The organism is Streptomyces fildesensis (genome assembly GCF_016107395.1).
Classification (GTDB): Bacteria; Actinomycetota; Actinomycetes; order Streptomycetales; family Streptomycetaceae; genus Actinacidiphila; species Actinacidiphila fildesensis.
The window spans coordinates 1-206 of record NZ_JAAIKO010000472.1 but is presented as its reverse complement, the minus strand read 5'-3'; the positions used below and the strand labels follow the sequence as shown (position 1 = coordinate 206).

Here is a 206-nt window from a genome sequence, read left to right as displayed (position 1 = left end):
CACGAGAAGAAGTCTTACAGGCATGGTACATGGATGATAATGAGGAAGACCAAAGGCTGCCTCATCACAAAAATCCAAAGGAATATGTTTCTCTGGGTGAACTTGCTGGGTTGGGAGTGCTTAGTTGGCGACTGGATGCTGAGAACTATGAAACAGACGAGGAGCTGAAGCAGATTCGTGAAAAGCACGGTTACTCTTACATGGAC

1 protein-coding gene is annotated in these 206 nt (G+C 46.1%); it reads left to right on the top strand.

The genetic code is table 11. The features are described 5' to 3' along the window. Positions 1-29: 29 nt before the first annotated feature. Positions 30-206 (top strand): cupin domain-containing protein (locus tag C6N31_RS46835; RefSeq protein WP_368860213.1); only part of this gene is annotated, 177 nt, incomplete at its 3' end.